Source organism: Saccharothrix espanaensis DSM 44229, assembly GCF_000328705.1.
Classification (GTDB): Bacteria; Actinomycetota; Actinomycetes; order Mycobacteriales; family Pseudonocardiaceae; genus Actinosynnema; species Actinosynnema espanaense.
The window spans coordinates 4339393-4359086 of the sequence record NC_019673.1 but is presented as its reverse complement, the minus strand read 5'-3'; the positions used below and the strand labels follow the sequence as shown (position 1 = coordinate 4359086).

Annotated in this window: 16 protein-coding genes and 1 pseudogene; 10 read left to right on the top strand and 7 right to left on the bottom strand. The window is 73.7% G+C overall.

Annotated features, from left to right (window positions below; translation table 11 throughout):
• The first annotated feature begins 81 nt into the window (after positions 1 to 81).
• Both BN6_RS19250 and BN6_RS19245 read left to right on the top strand, forming a co-directional pair.
• On the top strand, positions 82 to 705 hold the full coding sequence (locus BN6_RS19250; RefSeq protein ID WP_015101377.1) for an AmiS/UreI family transporter: 624 nt from the start codon (positions 82 to 84) through the stop codon (positions 703 to 705).
• Positions 705 to 1727 (top strand): aliphatic amidase, encoded by a 1023-nt coding sequence (locus BN6_RS19245; protein WP_015101376.1) that lies wholly within the window; start codon positions 705 to 707, stop codon positions 1725 to 1727. Before BN6_RS19250 ends, BN6_RS19245 begins: the two co-directional genes overlap by 1 nt.
• A gap of 48 nt (positions 1728 to 1775) precedes the next feature.
• On the opposite strand, the gene BN6_RS19240 is transcribed toward BN6_RS19245, so the two are convergent.
• The gene (locus BN6_RS19240) at positions 1776 to 2201 is read right to left on the bottom strand and encodes a hypothetical protein (RefSeq protein WP_041313288.1); all 426 of its coding nucleotides are present in this window, start codon (positions 2199 to 2201) and stop codon (positions 1776 to 1778) included.
• A gap of 93 nt (positions 2202 to 2294) precedes the next feature.
• Between BN6_RS19240 and BN6_RS19235 the strand changes: the two genes are divergently transcribed.
• The 6 genes from BN6_RS19235 (at position 2295) to BN6_RS19210 (ending at position 6357) form a co-directional block, all read left to right on the top strand.
• Positions 2295 to 2792, top strand: a complete 498-nt coding sequence (locus BN6_RS19235) for a SigE family RNA polymerase sigma factor (protein ID WP_015101374.1) — start codon at positions 2295 to 2297, stop codon at positions 2790 to 2792.
• A complete protein-coding gene (locus BN6_RS19230) occupies positions 2792 to 3727 on the top strand; it encodes a hypothetical protein (protein ID WP_015101373.1) in 936 nt (311 codons plus the stop codon). Before BN6_RS19235 ends, BN6_RS19230 begins: the two co-directional genes overlap by 1 nt.
• A 48-nt stretch (positions 3728 to 3775) precedes the next feature.
• Entirely contained in the window at positions 3776 to 4153 is a 378-nt protein-coding gene (locus BN6_RS19225; RefSeq protein ID WP_015101372.1) for a hypothetical protein, read from the top strand.
• Between the two features lie 102 nt (positions 4154 to 4255).
• Positions 4256 to 5065, top strand: coding sequence for an alpha/beta fold hydrolase (locus tag BN6_RS19220; RefSeq protein ID WP_015101371.1), 810 nt, complete (start codon positions 4256 to 4258; stop codon positions 5063 to 5065).
• Positions 5062 to 5529: a GbsR/MarR family transcriptional regulator gene (locus tag BN6_RS19215; protein WP_015101370.1), complete on the top strand. Its 468-nt coding sequence runs from the start codon at positions 5062 to 5064 to the stop codon at positions 5527 to 5529. The genes BN6_RS19220 and BN6_RS19215 overlap by 4 nt, the downstream gene beginning before the upstream one ends.
• A 66-nt stretch (positions 5530 to 5595) precedes the next feature.
• Complete coding sequence (locus BN6_RS19210) at positions 5596 to 6357, top strand: DUF899 family protein (protein ID WP_015101369.1); 762 nt, start codon at positions 5596 to 5598, stop codon at positions 6355 to 6357.
• 13 nt (positions 6358 to 6370) lie between these two features.
• Here BN6_RS19210 and BN6_RS19205 read toward each other — a convergent pair whose 3' ends face one another.
• A complete protein-coding gene (locus BN6_RS19205) occupies positions 6371 to 7471 on the bottom strand; it encodes a hypothetical protein (protein WP_148302932.1) in 1101 nt (366 codons plus the stop codon).
• A 458-nt stretch (positions 7472 to 7929) separates the two neighbouring features.
• Between BN6_RS19205 and BN6_RS19195 the strand changes: the two genes are divergently transcribed.
• Positions 7930 to 8961 carry a sugar ABC transporter substrate-binding protein gene (locus BN6_RS19195; RefSeq protein ID WP_015101367.1) on the top strand — a complete coding sequence of 344 codons (1032 nt, stop codon included), beginning with the start codon at positions 7930 to 7932 and terminating at the stop codon, positions 8959 to 8961.
• Here BN6_RS19195 and BN6_RS50395 read toward each other — a convergent pair.
• From BN6_RS50395 to BN6_RS19175, 5 genes and pseudogenes are all read right to left on the bottom strand, one after another.
• Positions 8953 to 9091 (bottom strand): annotated as a pseudogene (locus BN6_RS50395) (IS982 family transposase); the annotation flags it as partial. The gene BN6_RS19195 and the pseudogene BN6_RS50395 sit on opposite strands and share 9 nt — an antisense overlap.
• 47 nt (positions 9092 to 9138) lie before the next feature.
• A complete protein-coding gene (locus tag BN6_RS19190) occupies positions 9139 to 14601 on the bottom strand; it encodes an ATP-binding protein (RefSeq protein WP_015101365.1) in 5463 nt (1820 codons plus the stop codon).
• 431 nt (positions 14602 to 15032) lie between these two features.
• Entirely contained in the window at positions 15033 to 17207 is a 2175-nt protein-coding gene (locus BN6_RS19185) for a glycoside hydrolase family 3 C-terminal domain-containing protein (RefSeq protein ID WP_015101364.1), read from the bottom strand.
• A 93-nt stretch (positions 17208 to 17300) separates the two neighbouring features.
• Positions 17301 to 18200, bottom strand: a complete 900-nt coding sequence (locus tag BN6_RS19180; RefSeq protein WP_015101363.1) for a serine hydrolase — start codon at positions 18198 to 18200, stop codon at positions 17301 to 17303.
• Positions 18197 to 19111 carry a LysR family transcriptional regulator gene (locus BN6_RS19175; protein ID WP_197540351.1) on the bottom strand — a complete coding sequence of 305 codons (915 nt, stop codon included), beginning with the start codon at positions 19109 to 19111 and terminating at the stop codon, positions 18197 to 18199. The genes BN6_RS19180 and BN6_RS19175 overlap by 4 nt, the downstream gene beginning before the upstream one ends.
• 115 nt (positions 19112 to 19226) lie before the next feature.
• Between BN6_RS19175 and BN6_RS48905 the strand changes: the two genes are divergently transcribed.
• Positions 19227 to 19544, top strand: a complete 318-nt coding sequence (locus BN6_RS48905; RefSeq protein WP_231905339.1) for a hypothetical protein — start codon at positions 19227 to 19229, stop codon at positions 19542 to 19544.
• Positions 19545 to 19694 lie beyond the last annotated feature (150 nt).

Genomic DNA, 19694 nt, shown 5'->3' with positions numbered 1-19694 from the left:
CACCGCACCCCCTTGACGGACCCCGTGCGGCCATTTACGTTCACTTGAAAATATTACAAGTGGTGCTAATAGGGAGGCGCGATGAGCGATGTCGGCCTGCTCTACGTCGGTGCCGTGCTGCTGCTCAACGGCCTGGTGCTGCTCGGCCGGGTCCCCGCCCGCGCCGCCGCCGCGCTGAACCTGCTCGTCGGCGCGTTGCAGTGCGTCACCCCGACCGTGCTGATCATCCAGGCGGACGGGAACGCGGACGCGGTGCTCGCCGCGTCCGGGCTCTACCTGTTCGGCTTCACCTACCTGTACGTGGGCATCGGCGCGCTGGCCGGCCTCGAACCCGAGGGCATCGGCTGGTTCTCGCTGTTCGTGGCGGGCGCGGCCGTGGTGTACGCCGGGATCTCGTTCTTCCGCAACGGCGATCCGGTGTTCGGCGTCATCTGGCTGGCGTGGGCCCTGCTGTGGGCGTTGTTCTTCCTGGTGTTCGGCCTCGGTGAGCAGCGGCTGACCCGGTTCACCGGGTGGGCGGTGGTGCTGCTGAGCCAGCCCACCTGCACCGTGCCCGCGTTCCTCGCGATGACCGGTTCGCTGCGCTCGGACGCCGGCACCGGCGTGCTCGCGGCCGTGCTCGCCGTCGCGCTGGTGGCGCTGGCCGCCGTGCTGGCCTCGCGCGCATCTTTCGTCCCCCAACCCGTTCTAGCCAAGGAGAGCTGATGCGACACGGTGACATCTCCGCCAGTCCCGACACCGTCGGCGTCGCGGTGGTGAACTACAAGATGCCCCGGCTGCACACCAGGGCCGAGGTGCTGGACAACGCGCGCAAGATCGCGGACATGGTGGTGGGCATGAAGACCGGCCTGCCCGGCATGGACCTCGTGGTGTTCCCGGAGTACTCGACCCAGGGCATCATGTACGACCCGGGCGAGATGTTCGAGACCGCCGCCGCCGTGCCCGGCGAGGAGACCGACATCTTCGCCGAGGCGTGCCGCCGGGCCGACACCTGGGGCGTCTTCTCCATCACCGGCGAACGCCACGAGGAGCACCCGCACAAGCCGCCGTACAACACCCTGGTGCTGATCAACAGCGCCGGCGAGATCGTCCAGAAGTACCGCAAGATCCTGCCGTGGTGCCCGATCGAGGGCTGGTACCCCGGCGACACCACCTACGTCACCGACGGCCCGAAGGGCCTCAAGGTCTCGCTGATCATCTGCGACGACGGGAACTACCCCGAGATCTGGCGGGACTGCACGATGAAGGGCGCGGAGCTCGTCGTGCGCTGCCAGGGCTACATGTACCCGGCCAAGGAGCAGCAGGTGCTGATGGCCAAAGCCATGGCGTGGGCCAACAACTGCTACGTGGCGGTGGCCAACGCCGCCGGGTTCGACGGCGTGTACTCCTACTTCGGCCACTCGGCGATCATCGGCTTCGACGGCCGCACCCTCGGCGAGACCGGCGAGGAGGAGTACGGTATCCAGTACGCGCAACTGTCGGTGTCCGCGATCCGCGACGCCCGCCACTTCGACCAGTCGCAGAACCACCTCTTCAAGCTGCTGCACCGCGGCTACACCGGCGTGCACGCCGCGGGCGAGGGCGCGAAGGGCGTGGCGGACTGCCCGTTCGACTTCTACAAGACCTGGGTGAACGACGCGACCAAGGCCCAGGAGAACGTCGAGGCGATCACCCGCGACACGATCGGCGTGGCCGACTGCCCGGTCGGCGACGTGCCCACCTCCTGACCCCTGTCCGCGACGGACCCGGCAGTCCACTCCGGACGGCCGGGTCCGTCACGTCGCACCGGTCGCCCCTCCGCGCGGCACCACTCCCCCGTGCCACGTCGTCCCACCCCGCAGCCCCGCCCTGCGGCGCGGTGCCGCCTTCCGGTGCAGCCACACGACCAGCACCGCCCACTGCGCCAGCAGCGCGCCCGGCAGCCCCGCCGCGTCCAACGCCAGCTCCACGACGTCCACCGCCGCCAGCCGCTGCCACCACGACCGACCACCCCGGTCCCGGAACAGCGCCACCACCAGGGCGCGCGCCACGAAGCACCCCACGCCGAACTGCGCGAGCAGCAACTGCCAGCACACCACCGCGCACAGGTCCCACCGCCGCCGGACCCACACGTCGCACCCCCACGCCACCAGGTGCGCGAGCCGACCAGAGTTCGCCATGATCACGACGGTCCCGCCGACCGGCCCCGGCCAGTAGGTCACGTGACGCACAACGACCGCATTCACCCGGACAGCGATGCAACCACCCGGGCCGGATCGGCGTAGAAGGTCCGACCGGACTTGAGGGGACGAGGGATGCGACGGGACGACGAGTTCTCCCGGTTCTTCGCGAGCCGCTTCGACCAGGCCCGCCGCACGGCGAACGCGCTGTGCGGCAACTGGGTCGAGGCGGAGGAGATCGCGCAGCACGCGTTCGTGCGGCTGTACGCGCACTGGCCGAGGGTCCGGCCGGACAGCGCCGACGCCTACCTGCGGACCGTGCTGACCAGGGTGTTCCTGGACTCCCGACGGCGCGGCAGGCGTCGCGAGGAGGTGGTGGCCTCGCCACCGGAGGCCGCCGTGCCGCCGGACACCGCGGCGGCCGAGGAACGCCCGCCGCTGCTGGCCGCGCTCCAGCGGGTGCCGCCGCGGCAGCGGGCCGTGCTGGTGCTGCGGTACGTGCACGACCTGTCCGTGGAGCAGGTGGCGGAGGCGATGGACTGCTCACCGGGCACGGTGAAGAGCCAGGCGGCGCGCGGGCTGGAGACGCTGCGCACCGCCTATCACGGGGCCGCGGCCCCAGGAGGTGCGTGATGTGGGAGGACGAGGAGCGACTGCGCGCGACGCTGCGGACGGAGGTCGACGGCCCCGCGCCCGCCGCGCGCACCGACCTGGCCGACGTGCTGCGCCGGGGCCGGCGCCGGGTGCTCGTCCGCCGCGCGGGTGCGGTGGCGGGTGCGCTCGCCGTGGTCGGGGTGGTGGGCGGCACGGTGGCGCTGAGCGGCTTGGCCGCCCGGCCCGCCGAGCCGGCGTCCGGTCCGGACGTGACCACGACCGCTCCGCCCCCGCCGTGGACCACCCTGGACCGGGCCGCGCGGCAGCCGTACGGGACGTTCAGCCCGGCGTTCAGCGCCCCGCCCCCGGTCGACCGGGAGGTCAAGGCGGTGCCGCAGTGCGATCTGGCCTTCCCGGGGCCGGAAGTGTCGTGGTTGCACCCCGAACCCGGCGCGGCGGTGCAGAACGCCTGGTCGACCACCACGGGCCAGGTCGCCGCGCCGGGCCGGGCGAGCCCGGTGCACTCGCACCTGTTCCCGGCGAACCTGGCGAAGCGCCCTGATTCGGTGGACGGCCACACCCGCTGGATCGACCTGACCGACGACCGCGGCACCGGCAGCGTCTCGCTGGAGCGGGGTTCGGCGAGCGTGCCACCGCAGGCGGCGGCGGACGCCGAGCTGTGGGCGCAGGGCAACTGCCTGCCGCCGCGCCGGATGGTCCGGCCCAACGGCGTCCTGCTCCAGCTCTACCCGGTGCGGGTGAGCGAGCCGTTCCAGTCGTTGACCCAGGAACTGCGGGTGTACGCGCCGTCGGGTGAGGTGTACTCGATCTCCCTGCGGAACTTCGGCAGCCCCGACTTCCGCCCCCAGGCGGACGGCCGGGCGTTCGACCGAACCGGTCCGGGCCGCGAAACCCTGCCGCTGTCGGAGGACGGGCTGACCGCGATCGGCATCGCGGTGGCCGACGCGCTGTGACGCCGTACCCGGTGGACCGGGGGACGGCCGCCGTGGTCGAGTGCGGGTATGAGCCTGAACGTGCAGGTGTTCGTCTTCGGACCGGGTGACCGCGTGGAGGTGGTGGACACGCCGCCCGGCTGCGACGACTCCGCGGGGTTCGAGAGCTGGCGCACGAGGGTCTGGGGGTCGTCCGCGGCCCGTGGGCTGGGCTGCACGTTGCTGCCGGTCCTGGCCACCGGAGACCTCGTCGTCGCTCCCGACCAGGTGCCGGCGCTGGTGCGGGAGTGTGCCGTGATCCGCGCCGACCTGGCTGCGGTCACCCCCGGTCCGGACCTGCCTCGGGCCCAGGACCAGCACACCGACCCCGTTGAGCTGCGCCTGTCGAACATCGAGGCTGCCGCTGCCCGCGCGGGGGTTGTCGGCGGCGGTGTGATCATCTGGTAGGGAGCCGCCCGGTGGCGATGTGGCGGACGACCTCCGGCCACACACCATGCTCGGCCACCAGTGCCCTCGCCTGCGGACAGCTATATTTGCTATATTCTGAATATGGCAAATCTGACTGGGGTGTTGCGTCGGGACGGGGCGGTGGTGCGGTACCGCGACCTCGCGGGTGGTCGGCGGCCCGTCGTGTTCACGCACGGCGCGGGGATGGACCACCGGATGTTCGACGTGCCGGCGCGCGTCCTGCACCAGGCCGGCCACCGGGTGGTCACCTGGGACCTGCGCGGTCACGGCGAGTCCACTCTCGACGCGGGGTCCCGGTTCACCGCGACCGCCGCGTTCGACGACCTGGTCTCGCTGCTGGACCACCTCGGACTGGAGCGCCCGGTCCTGGTCGGGCACTCGTTGGGCGGAAACCTCTCCCAGGCGTTCGTCCGCCGCCTGCCCGACCGGGCGCACGGCCTCGTCGTCGTGGACGCGACGTGGAACGCCGGGCCGCTGGGCACGGCGGAACGGTTCCTGCTCGGGCTCGCCGCGCCGTCGTTGGCCCTCGTGCCGGCCTCCCGGCTGCCGGGCCTGATGGCTCGCGCGTCGGCCGTGACACCGGAGGGCATCGCGGAGTCCGAGGCGACGTTCGCGCGCATCCCGAAGCGGGTCTTCCTCGACGTGTGGCGGGCGACCGTGTCGCTGATCGCCCCCGAACCCGGCTACCGCACACCGGTCCCGCTGGGACTCGTCCGGGGCGAGCACGACCGCACCGGCAACATCGCCACCGCCATGCCGCGCTGGGCCGCCGCCGAAGCCGTGGCCGAACACGTCATCCCCGACGCCGGGCACAACGTGACGCTCGACGCGGCCGACGCGACCGCCGCGGTGATCCGTGACCTGGTCGACCGGTGGGAGGCTGAGGCGTGACCACGGGAGACGACCGTGCCGCGTTCGTCGCGGCGTTGGGCGACCTGCTCGCGTCGTGGCACCTGCCGCGCGCGACCGGCCGGGTGTACGGGCAACTGCTGCTCAACGCCGACCCGGCGTCGCTGGACGACCTCGGCACCACGCTGGAGCTCAGCAAGGGCGCGGTGAGCACGGCGGTCCGCGAACTCGTCTCGTGGGGCCTGGCCCGCACCATCCCGCAGCCGGGCAGCCGCCGCCTGCTGGTCGACGCGGCGGGTGGGTTCGACCAGCTCCTCGCCGCCTCCCACGCCCGGACCCGCGTCTTCGTCCGCGTGCTCCGGGACGGCACCCGACTCGCCGACGACGACCACGCCAAGTCCCGGCTGACCGAGGTGGCGGACTTCTTCACCGCCTACATCGACGCCGGCGACGCGATGCTCCGCGACCGGACGACCCACACCGCCGAGGGGACGCACGACCGCTGAGCCACCACCTGATCGACGCGCCCGGCCATAGGATGCCGGCGGTACGCGACGCCACGGAGGACTTTCATGACGACGCCGAACGACCCCCACGGCCGCCCACCCGTGGTCGACCTGGCCACCTGGCAGGCCGCCCGTGACGAACTCCTGGTCCGCGAGAAGGCCCACACCCGCGAAGGCGACGCCCTGGCCGCGGCCCGCAGACGCCTGCCGATGGTCGAGTTCGACGCAACGGCCGAGGTCGTCGGACCCGACGGCCCGGTGCCGTTCGTGGAGCTGTTCCAAGGCCGTGCCGAACTGGTGGTCTACAAGCACATGTGGCACGACGGCGCGCCGCACCAGGGCCAGTGCGAGGGCTGCACCACCATCGCCTGGCACATCAAGGACGCGGTCTACCTCAACGCGCGCGGCGTCTCGTACGCCGTCCTGACCACGGGAAGCTGGGACGAGGTGGCCCCGTACGTCGAGTTCATGGGCTACACCGAGCCCTGGTACTCGGTACGCGGCCTGGCCGCCCCGATCGGCGACCCCATGGGCCACCTCACCTGCTACCTGCGCGACGGCGACCGCACGTTCCTCACCTACGACACGACAGGTCGCGGCAACGAGCCGTTCAACCCGTCGCTCGGTCTGCTCGACCGAACCCCCTACGGCCGCGGTGAGAAGTGGGAGGACAAGCCCGCGACCTGGCCCGAGGGACAGCCCGCGTGCTGGTCGTGGCGCTCCGACGCGGACGGCAACGCCACCTGGGGCCCGACCAGCCGCCCAGTGCCGCAGTGGACCCGCCCCGGCGCGACCCCGGTCGACACCCTGGGCAGATTCGACCACTGATGCCGCCCGGCGGTCAGCCGATGTAGGCGGACGACCAGTCGTGGGGCGGCCGGATGCTGGTGTTGGCGTCGACCGTGCCGTGGTTGCGCATCGTTTCGCGTTGGTTGCGGTAGAACTCGGCGTCGGCCGCGATCCGGTTGTAGCCGATCGAGTGGCCGCCGGCCTTGCGGAGCGGTTGCTTGCCCTTCCTGGCCTGGGACAGGAAGCCGACCTTCGGGTCCGCGAGCATCTTCTGGATGCTCGCGCCGGCGGGCGCCAGGCGTTTCTTGGTCATGGCCAGCCACGTTCTGTCGTCCATCCGCTTGTTCGTCCGGCGCTCGGCGGCGGTGATCCAGCCGACCAGCCAGGTCGGCCAGCCGAAACGGGCGCCGGCCGCGGACGTCAGCTGGTGGTACTGGTGCCTGAGGCGGACCAGCTGCCGGCGGTCCGCGCCGGAGACCGCGCCGACGAACTTGCCGTAGAAGCCGAGGAACTCGGGGTCTTCGATCAGTGCCGCGCCGTGGGCGGCAGCCTGGGCGACTCCGGTGAACCCGCGTGCCTCCTTGATGTCGTGCCGGCCCTCGGCGTTGATGACCAGCAGTTCCAGCGCGCTCGCCTCGGCGTCGGTCTCCGGGAAGGCGTAGGCCTGGCGGTCGCCGGTGACGCCGGTGAAGTCGTTGACCGCCGCGCCCGGCGCGCCGTAGACCGGCATCCCCTCCTGGCGCAGCGACGCCAGGACGGTGGCCGTCACGTCCACCACCGACGACTTGAGCCTGCCCGGCTGGTCCACCGCCGCGTCGCAGCTGGCGATGTAGACGAACGAGGCGTGCTGGATGTTGCCCACGCGGCGCAGCGATCGGGCGATGTCCTGGGCGGAGCGGCCCTGCACGAGACCGGGCAGGCCGTGCCCGATGACGACCACGGCTTCATCCGGTTCGATGGCGTGCCGGAAGCCGGGGTGTTCCAGCGCGTCCAGGGTCAGCACGGCTCCCGCGCCGCGCGGCCGGGCACGTGCCATCGCCTGCTGGAAGGCCAGGTCGGCGGAGATCACGTCGTCGATCTCGGTGATCTGGTCCGCGTAGAGCACCAGCCGTTGCACGGCGGCCGGCGCAGCGCCCGGGGAGCGTGCGGTCAAGGCGGCCGTGACGGCTCGGTTGCCACCGGAGCGTTGCAGCGCCAGCACGCCGGAGGGGCCGAGTGCCGGGCCGGGGCTGCGGGCCGGGCGGGGTGGGCGTGGCTTCGGGAGGTGTGTGACAGGTTCGTCGTGTCGTCCTGCACCGGCCATGGCAGCCTCCCGATTTCTCGACGGCTCCCCGATTGTGCGGTCGTCGCCGGCCCCCGGCTCAGGGACGTTCGGGCGGCCGTTCGGGCGAACGGGGCCGCCCCTGCGGACAGTTGATCACCGGAGCCGGCCGCGTCGCCGGCCGCGTGGTGGCCACCGGCTGTCGGCCCGACCTCGAACCGCGCACCCCGTTCCGCGACACGTGCCCGTGAGCCGGCCTTTCCGCAGTACGGCGTGTCCGCGCTGGGCCAAGTCGGGCAACCCAGGCGGAAACACACGCCGGCGCACGCGGCTGCGGGACCATCGCCCGCGTGCGCCGTCCTGCCCCCGACCCGCCCGACGCGGCCCGCCCGGAATCGGGCGGGCAGCAGGCGTGCGCGTCGGACTCCGGGGCGGTCGTGCAGGCGGGGCGGGACGTGCTGGTCACCGTCGAGCAGCACCTCCACCTGCCCGGACGGTCGGCGTGGCCGGAGGGCAAGGCGCGCCAGGCGTTCCTGGTCGCCTCGGCGTTCGACCACAAGTACTGGATCGCCGAGCTGGTGGGCCGGATGCACCGCGCGCTCGACCGCGACGGGGTCGACCTGGTGCTCAAGCTGCCCGACCGGGACTACGACGCCGCCGCCCAGGCGCACCTGCTGCGCCGGGTCCTGGCGGCCGGCGGCGACTACGTCGGCGGGTTCGTCGTGCCGACCGAGATCGACCGGCTGCGGCCGGACCTGGTCGAGTTCTGCGCGGAACTGGGGCGGCCGGTGGTGTTCACCGACATCGAGCCGTTCGGCCCCGGCCACCACCACCCCGCCAACGCCGCCTACGTCGGCTACCTCGGCACCGCGATCGGCGCACTCGCCGGCCGGTGGCTGGCTGCCCACCTGGCCCACGTACCACGGCCGCGCGTGCTCATGATCGCCAGCCGCGAGCACCGGGACCGGCAGGACCACTGCGCGCGGGTGCTGCGAGAGGCGTTGTGCGCGGTGCGGATCACCGTGGACGACGGCTGCGCGTTCGACCGCGTCCGCGCCTACCGGGCCGTGTGCGCGCACCTGTGCGCGGAGCCGGTGCCGGACGCGGTGTTCTGCACCAACGACGAGATGGCGCTCGCCGCGGTCGACGCGCTGCGCACCGCCGGCTCCCCCGACACCGTGGTGGTCGGCGTGGACGGGGTGCCGGAGGCCCGCGACCTGATCGACAGCGGCACGAGCCCGTTGCGCGCCACCGTCGTGCAGGACTCGCACCGGCTCGCCCAGTGCGCCGTGCACATCCTCGAACGCATGCACGACGGCCGCGAGACGCCCCGGCGGGTCATCCTGGACCCCGAGATCCACCAGGCCGCGACCCGCCGGTGACAAGAGCCCCGCGTCGGTCGATCTCGGCGCGATGCCGACCCTCGGCCGCCACGGGGCCAGGTGCGGCCTTCAGCAGGTCGTCGGTCCTGACCTGGAATGCGGTCGCGAGGGTGTCAACGCCGGTCGTCACAACCCGTACGTCGACACCCTCGCGTCTCCAGGCACCTACTCCTTGCGTTAGATCATCTGGCCCAGGCGGGCCTCGATCGCCTCGATCACCTTCGGCCGCAGTTCCGCCGCGCGGACGACCGCGTCGACCGACCCGACCTCGACCGCACGGCGGATGTCGTGCACGCGGTCGAACTCGGCGGCCACCTCGCCCAGTTTCTCCGCCCGGACCGACGAGCGCACCTCGTCCAGCTCCGCGGCCAGCGCCGCCCGGTCGGCACCGGACGCGGCCGCCACCCGGGCCTCCAGGTCACGGACCCGCGCGTCGGCCGCCGTGCGGGCGTTGACGTCACCGGCGAACACCACCGCGGCGGCCGGTGCGCCGCCGAGCACCGAGGCGAACGAGCCCTCCAGCGCGAGCACCGTCATGTTCGGGTTCAACGCCTTCGAGAAGACGACGAACGCGCCGCCGTGGTACCGCGAGATCACGCAGAACACGATCGGCCCGCGGAAGTTCACGATCGCGCGGCCGATCTCCGCGCCGTACTCCAGCTGGAGCTTGCGCATCGACTCCGGCGAGCCGTCGAACCCGGACAGGTTCGCCAGCACCACCAGCGGCCGGTTGCCGCTGGCCGCGTTGATCGCCCGCGCGGCCTTCTTCGACGAGCGCGGGAACAGCGTGCCCGCCGTGTAGGTGTCCGGGCCGTCGGTGGGCGGGAAGCCGCGGCGCGGCACCGAGCGCGACTCGATCCCGAGCAGGCACACCGGGATGCCACCGAGGTGCACGTCCTGCACCGCCGCGGTGTCCGCGTCGGCCATGCCCGCCCAGCGCTCCAGCACCGGGTGGTCCTGGTCGGACAGCGCCCGCATGACGGTCCGGATGTCGAACGGCTTCTTGCGGTCCGGGTTGGCCTCGGCGGAGAAGATCTCGCCCACCGTGGTGAAGTCGCTGTCCGGCACGGCGTGCGGGAACCCGGAGATGTCCCGGTCGAACGGGTCCGAGGTGCGGGCGCGGCGCGGCCCGTTCTCGCCCGGTGCGACGTAGGTGTGGTCGTAGTAGGACATCAGCACGCCGCGCGCGGCCGACAGGTTCGGCGCCCAGTACTGGGCCTGGCCGTTCGGGCCCATCACCCGGTCGTAGCCGCCGATGCCGAAGTTGTCCTCGGCCGACACGCCGCCGGAGAAGTCCAGCGCCTGCTTGCCGGTCAGCACCATCGCCGAGTCCGGCGTCATCACCAGCACGCCCCTGGTGTGCATGAGCATCGTCGCCTCGGCGTTCCAGTACGGCTGCGCGCCGACGTTGATGCCGGTGACCACGATGTTGATCTCGCCGCCGTCCTGGGTGAACTCGACGATGCGCTTGAGCGCCGCCGCCACCCAGTCCATGTTCTCGGTGCCGGACTCCATCGAGATCCGGGCCCCGGAGGACAGCGTGTACCACTCGACCGGGACCCTCATCCGCTCGGCGAGGTCGAGGGCGGCGATCACCCGGCGGCACTCCGGCTCGGACAGCGCGCCCAGCGACTTGGTCGGGTCGCCCAGCAGCACGACCCGGGTGACGCCCTGCGGATGCCGCCGGGTCGGCGTGCTGACCACGCCCGCGACGATCGCCGCGCTGTTGCGGCCCTTCGGCCGGTCGACCGGCACCAGCGCGTGGTCGGCGTCGAGGTCGTGCTCGGTGAAGTCGCCGAGCAGCGCGGTCAGCTCGTACGGGTAGACCGTGTTGCGGCTGCTCGCCCGCAGCACCTTGAGCCGGTAGCCGTCGAGCGGTTCGAGCGGCTCGGCGGACGGCTCGCCGACCGACAGCGACGTGCCGCCCGCGGCGTCGAACGAGACCCGCACCGCGATCTTGGTCAGCTCGCCGGTCTTCGGGCTGCGCTGGCGCGCGATGAACAGGATCTCCTCCAGTCCCGCGCCCGCCGTCGTCGGCAGCACGCGTCCGGCGATCATCTGGAGTTCGGCGCGGGTGATGTCGCTGGGCGGCCAGACGTAGACGACGATCCGGTTGGTGGTGAACCGCTTGTTGGACGGCCGCTGCGACTGCGCGCGGCGGATCGAGTCCAGGCACATCGCCACGGTGTCCTCGGCGGTGGGCAGCGCGACCAGCCGGCCGTCCTGCTCGCGCAGCTCGGTCAGGTCCCGGACCTGCGCGAACGCCACGAGCCGGTCGTCGGCGGGGTTCTCCCGCGCCACGCACTGGAACAGGTAGACCTCCTCGTCGGACGACGGCAGCCGGGTGAGGTCGAACTTGCGCAGGCGCTCCAACTGCATCCGCTGCGCGATGTAGGGGTGCAGGCCGCGGATCAGCCGCTCCTCGGTCATCCCCGCGGTCGACGGGCGGAACGTGAAGTGGTGGTGCATCACCGCGCCGCCGCTGCCCGCCACCGTCGCGGTGACCCGGCGGACCTGGTGGGGCAGGGTGAACGCGCCGATCACGTCGGCCAGCGCCGCCGCCATCGCCTCGGAGTCCTGGGGCTGGTTCTCCCAGGCCAGGTAGATGTCGGCGTCGACGGCGTCCTCGCCGTGGGCCAGTTCGGCCAGCCCGCGCAGCGCGCTGCCCAAAGCTTCGAAGCCGACCGCGGTGGAGGCCACGCACGAGTCGGCGCGCCCGGCCACGACGAACGTGCAGCCGGCGACCTCGGTGGTGCGCACGCCGGTGAGGCCCTTGTTGCCGTAGTACCGGCGGGTCAGCACCTCCAGCATGATCGCGTTGTCGAGGTCCGCCCGGATCAGCCGCTGGCCGAGCAGCCGCACCAGGGGCTCGGTGCTGCGGACCATGTCGGCGATCCGCTCGGCGCGGTCCGGCGCGTCCGGGTTGGCGTCGAGGTGGCGCAGGTTCTTGCGGACGTCGGCGTAGACGCGGGCGCGGTTGCGGCGCAGCAGCGGCCGGCCGAACCAGGCGAACACCACGCCCCGGGCCAGGTCGGCGACCACCGGGAAGCGGACCTGGGTCGCGGCGACCAGGCGTTCCAGCGCGAGGCCGGCGGTCTCCCGCAACGCCTCGTCCGGCGGCAGTTCGCGCAGCCACGCGCGCAGCAGGGTGGTGACGACGGTGGCGTCGGTGGCCGCGCGCTGCTGGGCCAGGAAGATCCGGAACACGGCGGCTTCGAGCTCGGGCGTGCGCTCCAGGTCGGTGACGCCGTAGTGCCCGAGCGCCTTGGCGAGCTTGGCCTGGAACGACTCCGGCAGGCCGGCCCGGTCCACGTCGAGACTCTGGAGGTAGGTGTGGAAGTACTCGCGGGCGCTGTGCACGTGCCCGCCGCCCTCCTCGCCGGCCGGCCGGTTGCGGCTGAGCTCGGCCAGGTCGGCGAACACCGCGACCAGGCCGAGTTCCTCGGCGGGCGGGCGGTGGCCGTCGTCGGCGGCGGCCCGGCGCGCGGCGAGGTAGTCCTCCAGCACCCGGCCCTCGTCGTGCGGGTCGACGTCGAAGCCGAGCAGCAGGTCGCGCAGGTCCTCCTGGCCGCGGGTGACGCGCTCCAGCACCGGGCCGCGGTCGGGCGCGGCGGGCAGGTCCAGCTCCACGGCCACGCCGGCCGCGGTCTCCTCGACGTCGGCGTCGGCGACCGGCTCCAGCCGCAGCAGCGGCGCGCCGGTCTCCACCTGGCTGCCGACCGAGACCACGCACTCCTTGAGGCGGGCCTTGAACGGCGCGCGCAGCACCGTCTCCATCTTCATGCTCTCCAGCACCAGGACGGGCGCGCCGGCCTCGACCTCGGCGCCGACCGCCAGCGGCGTGGCGACGACCAGCGCGGGCGCGGGCGAGCGGACCACGCCGCCCTCGTCCCGGCTGACCCGGTGCGTGACGCCGTCCACCTCGACCAGGTGCACCGAGCCGAACGTGTCGGTGAGCAGGCGGTAGCGGGTGCCGTTGACCACGATCCGGCCGGTGTGCCGGTCGAAGCGGTCCAGCTCGACGTCGGCCACCCGGACGTCCTCGCCCGCCTGGACGCCGACCCGGAACCGGTGCGCGCCGACCCGGGCGACCCGCACCCGGTAGTCGGCGCCGCGCAGCTTGAGGTCCAGCGGCCGGCCGCTCTCGTGCCGGACCTGCGGGCGTCCGCCGAACGCGGTGGACAGCAGCCGCTGCCGCTCGACCCGCTCCTCCTCCTCGTAGGCCTCGATGGCGGCGGCCACCAGGGCGACCGCGGAGTGCCGGTGCGAGACGAGCCGGCCCTCGGCGCGGACCCGGTCGATCCAGCCGGTGTCGGCGCTGGCGTCGATCACCTCGGGCTGGTCGAGCAGGTCGAGCACGAAGCTCTTGTTGGTCGCGCCGCCCTCGATGACGACCGTGGTCTGGGCCATGGCCCGGCGCAGCCGGCCCAGCGCCTCGTCCCGGTCGCGGCCGTGGGCGATGATCTTGGCGATCATCGAGTCGAAGTCGGCGGGGATCGTGTCGCCCTCGCTGACCCCGGTGTCCACCCGGATGCCGGGCCCGGCGGGCAGGTCCAGCCGGGCGATCCGGCCCGGTGACGGCGCGAAGTCGCGGTCCGGGTCCTCGGCGTTGAGCCGGGCCTCGATGGCGTGCCCGCGCTCGGCCGGCGGCTCCCCCTCCAGCCGGCCGCCGGAGGCGACCCACAGCTGGGCCTTGACCAGGTCGAACCCGGTGGTCGACTCGGTGATCGGGTGCTCGACCTGGAGCCGGGTGTTGACCTCCAGGAACGCGAACAGCTTGTCGCCGGGGTGGTACAAAAACTCGACGGTCGCCGCGCCCCGGTAGCCGACCGCGACGGCCAGCCGCTCGGCGGAGGTCTTGAGCTCGGCGGTCTGCTCCGGGCCGAGCACCGGCGAGGCGGACTCCTCGATGACCTTCTGGTTGCGCCGCTGCACCGAGCAGTCGCGCACGCCCAGCGCCCACGCCGTGCCCTGGCCGTCGGCGATGACCTGCACCTCGACGTGCCGCGCGCCGGTGACCAGGCGCTCCAGGAACACCACGCCGCTGCCGAACGCCCGCGCCGCCTCCTGGCTGGTGCGCTCGTAGGCGTCGGCCAGCTCGGCGTCGCTGGTGACCACCCGGATGCCGCGCCCACCGCCGCCGGCCGTGGCCTTGAGCATCAGCGGGTAGCCGATCTCGGCGGCCGACGCGGTCGCGGCCTCCAGCGACTCGACCGCGCCCCGGCTCCACGGCGCGACCGGCACGCCGACCTCTTCGGCGATCAGCTTCGCGCCGATCTTGTCGCCCAGCTTGCGCATGGCGTCCGGGCTCGGCCCGACGAAGGTCACGCCGACCTTCTCGCACAGCTCGGCGAACGCCGGGTCCTCGGCGACGAAGCCCCACCCGACCCACGCGGCGTCGGCACCGGTCTCGACCAGGGCGCGTTCGAGCACCTTCAGGTCGAGGTACGGGCGCGCGGACGCGGGCCCGAGGTCGTAGGCGATGTCGGCTTCGCGCACGAACGTGGCCGTGCGGTCGACATCGGTGTGCAGCGCCACCGTTTCGATCGTGGTGGAGGTCTCCGCGGCCAGGTCCCTGACCGCGTGGATGAGCCGCATCGCGGCCTCACCACGGTTGACGATGACGACACGACTGAACACCGACCGAGCCTTCCTGTTGACTGTGCGCGCCCTCCCCGGGGCGGCCCCCACCGCGCCAGTACAGCCTTACTACTACTCGCCAGTAGGGGAATGTCGCAGAGGAAGCATGACACGGCTCCGCATTTGTGGAGAACGTCCAAAAGCCCAGGTGCGCGGACGCCTCGGTGCACGATGCGGTCGGACCACCCCGCTGTGACCTGCGCGATAGTCCGACCGGTGGACGTCCGACCACCGCGCCGGCCGGTCGCCCAAGGTCACCTGGTCGCGGGACATGCCCGCCGGTCCGACCGCCGTCGCGCCGGCCGCCGCGCCCGGCTCGTCCGGTTCCGCCGGGGCGCGCCGTCCGATGTGGACCGAGGCCGCGTCCGACGCCCCGGGCCCGCCCGCCGGGCCACGACCGCTGTCCCGCAACGGGTTCGATGTCGCCCTGGTCAGGAGTTCGCGGCGGCCACCAGGGCGGCGACCGCCGCCGGGTCGAGCGGGCCGCCGGGCAGCAGCCGGGCCAGCCGGTCCAGCGGCATCGCGGCGGCGATGGCGAGCAGCGCCGGGTCGACGGCCGGTGATCCGGGTGGGCCGGCCAGCGCCGCGCCGAGCAGTCGCGCGCCGCGCGGGTCGGCGAACCAGTCGGCCAGGCTGGAGCCGGCGGTGAGCGGGACGTGCACCTCGTCGCCCGGCACGTCGACCACCACCGTTGTGCGGAGGTCACGAGAGGACGCGCCGATCGAGACGTGCCACGGCCCGCCCTCGACCAGCCACCGGCCCAGTGCCACGTCCCAGTGGCCGAGATCATCACGGGCGACGTCCAGCACCACCTCGGCGGTCGCGCCGGCCGCGATCGGCACGTTCGCGAACGCCTTCAGCTCGCGCGGCGCGCGCCGGACCCGTGAACCCGGCCGGCTCACGTACGCCTGGACGACCTCGCGCCCGTCCCGGTCGCCGGTGTTGGTCACCTCGACCCGCACCCGGATCCCGGTGTCGTCGGCGGTCGCGGTGGCGGTGCCGTACTCGAACGTCGTGTAGGACAGGCCGAACCCGAACGGGTAGGCGACCTCCTGCTCGCGCGCGTCGAAGCCCCGGTAGCCGACGTGGATGCCCTCGCCGTAGCGCAGGTGCCCGTCGGTGCCCGGGAGGTCGAGGTAGGACGGGTGGTCGGCCAGTCGCAGCGGGATCGTCTCGGCGAGCCGGCCGGACGGGTCGACCTGCCCGAACAGCACGTCGGCGAGCGCGCTGCCGGCCGCCTGGCCCGGCAGCCAGCACTCCAGCACGGCCGCCGGCTCCGCGTCCCACGGCGTGGTGCGCACGACGCCGCCGTTGCACATCACGACGACCGTGCGCGGGTTGGCCGCCGCCACCTGCCGGATCAGGTCGACGTGGGCGGCGGGCAGGTCGAGGCACGTGCGGTCCCGTCCCTCGGTCTCCTCCGGCGTGCCGACGAACACCAGCGCCACGTCGCTCTCCCGCGCCGCCGCCACGGCCTCCACGATCAGCGCCGGGTCGGGCTCGGCCGGCGTCCCGTCCGGACCCGGCGGGCCGTAGCCGGGCGCGAACCGGACCGGGGCGGAGGTCGCGGTGGCGATGCGGGTGAGCGGGACGTCGAGCCTGGTCGGGGTGATGGCGGAGCTGCCGCCGCCCTGGTAGCGCGGGGTGCGGGCGTACTCGCCGAGCACGGCGACGGAGGTGTCGGCCGGCAGCGGGAGCACGGCCCGTTCGTTCTTGAGCAGCACCGTGCCGCGCGCGGCGATCTCCCGGGCCAGCGCGTGGTGGGCGTCGCGGTCGTACTCCCCCGCCTGCCGTGCGGCGGCCCGCCGGACCAGGGTGAGCACCCGGTCCGCCGCCGTGGCGAGCGCCTCGGGAGCCAGGCGGCCGCCGGCCACGGCCTCGACCAGCGCGCGGTCGCCCGTGTCGTCCGGTCCGGGCATGGCCAGGTCCAGGCCCGCCGCGACGGCCGCGACCCGGTCGACCACCGCGCCCCAGTCCGAGACCACCACGCCGTCGAACCCCCACTCGCCGCGCAGCACGTCGGTGAGCAGGAAGTGGTTCTGGCTCGCGTACACGCCGTTGACCTGGTTGTAGGAGCACATCACGGTCCACGGCCGGGCCTCGCGCACGACCCGCTGGAACGCGGTGAGGTACAGCTCGCGCAGGGTGCGCTCGTCCACGTCGGCGCTGACCGTCATCCGGTCGGTCTCCTGGCTGTTGACCGCGAAGTGCTTGACCGACGCGCCGACGCCCCGGCTCTGCAGCCCGCGCACCCACGCGGTCGCCAGCACGCCGGTGAGCAGCGGGTCCTCCGAGAAGTACTCGAAGTTGCGCCCGCACAACGGGCTGCGCTTGAGGTTGACGCCCGGCCCCAGCAGGACAGCGACGCCCATCGACCGCGCCTCGTCGCCCAGCGCCTCGCCCAGCCGGCGCAGCAGGTCCGGGTCCCAGGTCGAGCCGGTGGTCACGGCGGGCGGGAAGCAGGTCGCGGGCCGCCCGGTCAGCGGGTCGCCGGGCGTGCCGGCCAGCCGCACGCCGTGCGGCCCGTCGGTCAGCGTGATCGGCGGGGTGCTCGCGGTGTGCCAGAAGTCGGCACCGCTGGTGAGCGCGGCCTGCTCGGACGTCATGCGGACCCCTTCGCCGGCGGGACGGTCGGCCACGCAGCGCAACCTAACTCCGCTCCGCCGGGCCCGCAGGGGATGCGCCCGGGAGAGCGACCGTCAAGACATCCGGAGCTGGTCGCGCAAGGTCCGGGCGACGTGCGCCATCAACGCCTCCGCGCCGGGCTGGACGACGGCCGGCACGCGGGACTCGGTGAACGCCGCCACCGCGTACGCCGGCCCGCCCGCGTGCTCCACCACGCCGACCTCGTGCCGCAGGTTGAGCAGCGTCCCGGTCTTGGACGACCAGCGCGACGAGTCGGACACGAAGTCCGGGGCCAGCCGCTGGCGCAGCAGGTTGTCCCCCATCAGCCCGCGCACCCGCGCGGCGACCGACGGATCGACCGAGGTCGGCCGCCACAGCCCGCCGACCAGGTCCACGAACGCGCGCGGCGACCCGGTGTTGGCCAGGCTGATGTCGAGCTGGGGCACCGGGTGGCCCTGGCCCGCCGTGCCGGCGGTGATCGCCAGCGAGTGGGCCAGGTGCACGTCGGGCGGCGCGAACCGCTCGGCCGGGGTGTCGGTGAGGTCCGCCACCAGGTGCCGGACCGCGATGCCGTCGTAGCCGAGCCGGCGCAGCTCGGCGGTGACGGCGGCGGGCGGGGTCAGCGCGAACAGCGCGTCGGCCGCGACGCTGTCGCTGATCGCGGTGCTCAGGTAGAGCAGGTCGCCCAGCGCGATCGTGGCGGGGTGCCGGAACTTGCTCAGGCCGGTCGGCCCCGGCACGGTGCTGCGGCCGGGCCGCACCACGACCGGCAGGGTCTCGTCGAGCTCACCGCGCGCGACGCGCTCCAGCGTGGCGACCGCCAGCGGCACCTTCACCAGCGACGCCACCGGGAACTCGACGTCCGCGTCGATCCCCAGCTCGTCGCCGGTGTCCAGGTCCCGCACCAGGAACGAGCCGCGCAGCCCACCGGCCTCCAACGCCTCGCGCGCGTCGCGCAGCACCTTCGCCGTCATCCCGCCCCCACCCCCGGCGCGTGGTCGTCCACCGCACCGAGGCAGGCACCGATCAGGGCGGGCGGCAGGGCGCGGATCCGCTGGACGTCCTCGCGCGCCCGGGACGTCACGTCGTAGCCGCGCGCCAGGGTCAGCTCGCCGATCGGCCGCCAGTGCAGCCCCAGCTCGGCGGCCTGCCCCGGCGGGCAGAGCAGCAGGTCGGCCGAGCCCAGCACCTCCGCCGTGGCGGCGACCAGCGAGGCCGTCACCACCACCTGCGCGGGCAGCAGCCCGACGGCGTCCCGCAGCCGGGTGACGCGGTCCCGGACGTGCGGCACGTCGTCCTCCGCGTGGATCCAGACCCGGCGACGCCGGGCACGCCGGTCCACTCGGCCCGCGCGCAGCGTCTCCAGGTAGAGCGCGGACGTGCCGCCCTCGTCCGCCACGCCGGCCAGGCCGAGCGGCACCCGCCAGGCGCCCTCGTCGGGCGGCACGGCGACCACGGCCGCGCGCACCTCCAGCGTGCGGGCCAGTTCGGCGCGCCGGCCCGGGTCGGCCGGGTGCGGGTCGAGGGTGAGGCCGTGCCCGCGCGCGGCGGCGACCAGGCGGGCCAGCCGGTGCGGGGCGCACACGGCGGGCACCGCGATCCGGAACGGCCGGAGCCGGGCCTGCTCGGCGTCGTGCTCCATCGCCTCGGCCAGCTCGACCAGCCGGCGGGCGGAGGGCAGCAGCTCACGGCCGAACGGGGTCAGCGCGACGCTGCGCGACGACCTGGTCAGCAGGCGGGCCCCGAGGTACTTCTCCAGCGCCGCGATCCGCCGGCTGGCGACCGACTGCGGGATCCGCGCGACCGACGCGCCAACCGTGAAGCTGCCGTGCCCGCTCACGGCGACGAAGGCCCGACATGCCGCGACGACGTCCACGCCGGCCATCGTATGCCGAATCGGCATCGATGCGGCCGTTGGCGTCTTGGACGCGATGCACCGCAGGCTGAGAGGCTGTCGGGGACCAGACGAGGGGGACGATCCAGTGGAGGAGTCCAGGCCCGTGCGCGACGACCCGCCCACGGCCGAGCCGACCCGTTTCGAGGTCGGCGTCGCGGTGGTGATCGCCGCGTGCTTCGGCGTCTTCGTGTCGGCGGTGGCGGGCTTCGAGGTGTTCGCCATCGCCCTGTTCATGCTGCCCGTGGTGGGGTACGCGCTCGGCGCGGCGCTGCTGCTCGCGATGGCGCTCACCGGCGCGTGGTGCGCCGTGCGGGGTCGCCGTTCGTGGCGCGGCTTCGGCGTCGGCCTGGTCGTCGGCTGGGTGCTCCTGGCCGTCTGGACCTCGGGGCTGACCTTGGGCATCGCTCCCCTCTTCGACTGAGACCGGCCTGTCCGGAACCCGGGATCGCGCGGGTTCCGGAGAACCACAGGGGGAACACCATCGCACCGATCACCCGCCGCACCCTGCTGGGTACGGCCCTGCTGTCCCTGGCCGCGTGCGCGACGCCGGAGCCGGAGCCGCCGAGTCCAT